Raw genomic sequence first — 4,010 nt, 5'->3', positions numbered from 1 at the left:
GCCCCCGGCCAACGCCCTGGACCGGTACTTCAAGATCTCCGAGCGCGGTTCCACGGTCGCCCGGGAGATCCGCGGCGGCTTCGCCACCTTCTTCGCGATGGCCTACATCATCGTGCTGAACCCGATCATCCTCGGCAGCGCGAAGGACATGTACGGGCATCAGCTCGACGGCGGCCAGCTGGTCACCGCCACCGTGCTGACCGCCGCCTTCACCACACTGCTGATGGGCGTCATCGGCAATGTGCCGATCGCGCTGGCCGCGGGCCTCGGCGTCAACACCGTGGTCGCCCTCCAGCTGGCGCCCCGGATGAGCTGGCCCGACGCGATGGGCATGGTCGTCCTCGCGGGCTTCGTGGTGATGCTCCTGGTCGCCACCGGGCTGCGCGAGCGCGTGATGAACGCGGTGCCGCTGGGGCTGCGCAAGGGCATCGCCATCGGCATCGGCCTGTTCATCATGCTGATCGGTCTGGTCGACTCGGGCTTCGTCTCCCGTATCCCGGACGCCGCCCACACCACCGTCCCGCTCCAGCTCGGCGGCAACGGCCATCTGCTGGGCTGGCCGGTCCTGGTCTTCGTCCTCGGTGTCCTGCTCACCCTGGCGCTGCTGGTCCGCAAGACGCCCGGCGCGATCCTCATCTCGATCGTGGTGATGACCGGCGTCGCGATGATCATCAACGCGGTGACCACCGTCCCGTCCTGGGGCCTGACCACCCCGACGTGGCCCGGCAACCCGGTCGCCAGCCCCGACTTCGGGCTGGTCGGCAAGGTCAGCCTGTTCGGCGGCTTCGACAAGGTCGGGGTGCTGACCGGCGTCCTGTTCGTCTTCACCGTGCTGCTGTCGTGCTTCTTCGACGCCATGGGCACGATCATGGGCATCAGCGACGAGGCCGAGCTGACCGACGCCGAGGGCAACATGCCGGGCATCAACCGGGTGCTGTTCGTGGACGGCATCGCGGTCGCGGCGGGCGGCGCCTCCTCCTCCTCGGCCACCACCTGCTTCGTGGAGTCCACGGCGGGCGTCGGCGAGGGCGCGCGCACCGGCTTCGCGAACGTGGTCACCGGCGGTCTGTTCACCGTCGCGCTCTTCCTGACCCCGCTCGCCACCATGGTCCCGTCCCAGGCGGCCACCCCGGCGCTGCTGGCGGTGGGCTTCCTGATCCTGTCCGGCTCGGTCCGGCAGATCGACTGGGACGACTGGACGATCGCGATCCCGGCGTTCGTGACGATGGTGATGATGCCGTTCACGTACTCGATCACCAACGGCATCGGCATGGGCTTCCTCACCTTCACGGTGCTGCGCCTGGTGGCGGGCCGCGGGCGCGAGGTGCCGGTGGCGATGTACGTCGTCTCGGCGGTGTTCGCCTTCTACTACCTGATGCCGGCGCTCGACCTGACCTGACCGGCCCCCCGGCGGGGCGCGCTAGGCCGCGCCGTAGAACTTCTCCGTCTCGTCGACCGCGGCGTTGAACCGCTCGTCGAAGTCGTCCCGAATGAGCGTCCGGACCACATAGTCCTGGACGCTCATTCGGCGTTTGGCGGCATGCTGCCGGAGCCGTTCGAGCAGCTCACCGTCTATCCGCAGGCTGAGCACGCTGGTCCCCATGGGACGAGGGTCGCCGCAGACCCCGTCCCGGTGCGTCACTTTTCCGACGACTCTCACTCGTTCGGGTGATGTGTGGGTCGGCGTACGGGGCGGGGTGTGTCCGCCGTTACAGCGCGCGGGCGGTGTTCCGGCTGGTATTTAGCCAGAGTAATGAGTTACTCTAACGAACATGTCTGACCTGCCCCACGACAGCGACGCCGACGTCGCCGCCGTGAACTCCCTCCGCTCGGCGATCATGCGCCTGAGCCGGCGCCTGAAGCACCAGCGCGTCGACGAGTCGCTGAGCCCGACCGAGATGTCGGTGCTCGGCACCCTCTTCCGCTGCGGCTCGGCCACCCCCGGTGAGCTGGCCCGCAAGGAGCACGTCCAGCCGCCGTCGATGACCCGCATCGTCGCGTTGCTGGAGGCCAAGGGACTGGTCAGGCTGGAGCCGCACCCCGACGACCGCCGCCAGAAGGTGGTCAGCCAGACCGAGGAGGCCGAGGCGATGCTCGAAGAGAGCCGCCGCAGGCGCAACGTCTGGCTGGCTTCCCTCGCGGAAGGCCTGGACGAGGACGAGTGGGCGAAGCTGCGCGCCGCCGCACCCGTACTGGAGAAGCTCGCACACCTGTGAACGACCGCGCACGATAGGAGGCGAACCCCTTTGAGTACGGGATCCGGAGCAGACTCCGCCCCCGCACACAAATCCACCCACGACACCGCTGCCCCCGGCAGCACCCGGCGGGGGACGTTCTCCTCGCTCGCGATCCGCAACTACCGGCTGTTCTTCTCCGGTGCCATCGTCTCCAACATCGGGACGTGGATGGCGCGGATCACCCAGGACTGGCTGGTCCTGCAGATCACCGGCTCCTCGGTGGCGGTGGGCATCACCACCGCCATGCAGTTCCTGCCGATGCTGCTCTTCGGGCTGTACGGCGGCGTCATCGCCGACCGCTTCGCCAAGCGGAGCATCCTCTTCGTCACCCAGAGCGCGATGGGCCTGGGCGGTCTGTTCCTGGCGGCCATGACGCTCTCCGGCCACGTCGAGGTCTGGCACGTCTATCTGACGGCGTTCTTCACCGGACTGGTGACGGTCGTCGACAACCCGACCCGCCAGTCCTTCGTCTCCGAGATGGTCGGCCCCGACCAGGTCCGCAACGCGGTCAGCCTGAACTCGGCCAACTTCCAGTCGGCCCGGCTGGTCGGCCCCGCGGTCGCGGGCGGTGTGATGGCGGCGGTGGGCCCCGGCTGGGCGTTCCTCGCCAACGGCCTCTCCTTCCTCGCGCCGCTAGCGGGCCTGGCCCTGATGCGTACGGCGGATCTGCGGCCCACCAAGCTCGCCCCGCGCGGCAAGGGCCAGCTCCGCGAGGGCCTGGACTACGTCTCCAAGCGGCCGGAGCTGATCTGGCCCATCGTCCTGGTCGGCTTCGTCGGCACCTTCGGCTTCAACTTCCCGATCTGGCTCAGCGCCTTCGCCCATGACGTCTTCCACGGCGGCTCCGGGATGTACGGCCTGTTCAACAGCCTCATGGCGATCGGCTCCCTGATCGGCGCGCTGCTCGCGGCCCGCCGGGGCACGACACGGCTGCGGCTGCTGGCGGGTGCGGCGGGCCTGTTCGCGGTCCTGGAGATCGCGGCGGCTGCGGCGCCCGGCATGGGGCTCTTCATCGCGCTGCTGATCCCCGTCGGCGTCCTCGGCCTCACCGTCAATGTGACCGCCAACGCCTCGGTCCAGATGGCGACCGACCCGGAGATGCGGGGCCGGGTGATGAGCCTGTTCATGATGGTCTTCACCGGCGGCACCCCGCTGGGCGGCCCGCTCTTCGGCTGGCTGACGGACGAGTACGGCGTCCGGGTCAGCCTCGCCCTGGGCGGTCTGATCTGCGCCGTCGCGGCGGTCGGCGTCGGCCTGGCGCTGGCGCGCGCGGCGAACCTGCGGCTCAAGGTCGACATGCGGCGTGGCCGCCGGCACCTGGAGTTCGTCCCCAGGGAGCAGCTGGCGACGGCGGCGTGAAGCCGCGGCGGCGCCTCACGGGTTGAGGCTCACGGGGTGAGACTGGCCCCATGAGACTCTTCGTGGCCGTGCTGCCGCCGGGCCCGCGACTGGCGGAACTCGCTGTGGCGGTGGAGAAGTCGCACACCCTGCCCGGCGCGGACCGGCTGCGCTGGGCGGGCCGCGACGACTGGCACCTCACCCTGGCGTTCCTGGGCGAGGTGGAGGAGGACCTGCTGCCGGAGCTCCACGACCGGCTCTCCCGCGCCGCCCACCGCACCCCGCCGTTCGAGCTGCGGCTGCACGGGGGAGGCCGCTTCGGCGACAAGGTGCTGTGGGCGGGCGTGGCGGGCGGCATCGACACCCTGCGGCTGCTGGCCGAACGCGCCGGGGCGGCGGCCCGCCGCACGGGCATCGCCCTGGACGACCCCCACC

The 4,010-nt window shown here is 70.2% G+C and carries 5 protein-coding genes; 4 read left to right on the top strand and 1 reads right to left on the bottom strand.

Translation table 11 applies throughout. The features are described 5' to 3' along the window. A partial coding sequence (locus ACJA3G_RS31980) for an NCS2 family permease (RefSeq protein ID WP_406556538.1) occupies nucleotides 1-1,399 on the top strand: 1,399 nt, incomplete at its 5' end. Between the two features lie 21 nt (nucleotides 1,400-1,420). Here the strand turns inward: ACJA3G_RS31980 and ACJA3G_RS31975 are convergent. Next, nucleotides 1,421-1,603 carry a ribbon-helix-helix protein, CopG family gene (locus tag ACJA3G_RS31975; RefSeq protein WP_358831498.1) on the bottom strand — a complete coding sequence of 61 codons (183 nt, stop codon included), beginning with the start codon at nucleotides 1,601-1,603 and terminating at the stop codon, nucleotides 1,421-1,423. A 169-nt stretch (nucleotides 1,604-1,772) separates the two neighbouring features. Here ACJA3G_RS31975 and ACJA3G_RS31970 point away from each other — a divergent pair, with 169 nt between their 5' ends. The 3 genes from ACJA3G_RS31970 to thpR form a co-directional block, all read left to right on the top strand. Next, nucleotides 1,773-2,216: a MarR family transcriptional regulator gene (locus ACJA3G_RS31970; protein ID WP_358831497.1), complete on the top strand. Its 444-nt coding sequence runs from the start codon at nucleotides 1,773-1,775 to the stop codon at nucleotides 2,214-2,216. A gap of 30 nt (nucleotides 2,217-2,246) precedes the next feature. Beyond that, nucleotides 2,247-3,596, top strand: coding sequence for an MFS transporter (locus ACJA3G_RS31965; RefSeq protein WP_406556537.1), 1,350 nt, complete (start codon nucleotides 2,247-2,249; stop codon nucleotides 3,594-3,596). A 50-nt stretch (nucleotides 3,597-3,646) separates the two neighbouring features. Beyond that, nucleotides 3,647-4,010, top strand: a 364-nt coding sequence (thpR, locus tag ACJA3G_RS31960; RefSeq protein WP_406556536.1) for an RNA 2',3'-cyclic phosphodiesterase, incomplete at its 3' end; no start/stop codon positions are given.

Origin of the sequence: Streptomyces sp. YS-3, assembly GCF_045257485.1 — a bacterium.
In the GTDB taxonomy this organism is placed as follows: domain Bacteria; phylum Actinomycetota; class Actinomycetes; order Streptomycetales; family Streptomycetaceae; genus Streptomyces.
The sequence above is the reverse complement of the archived record's forward strand: the minus strand, read 5'-3'. Positions and strand labels throughout refer to the sequence as shown.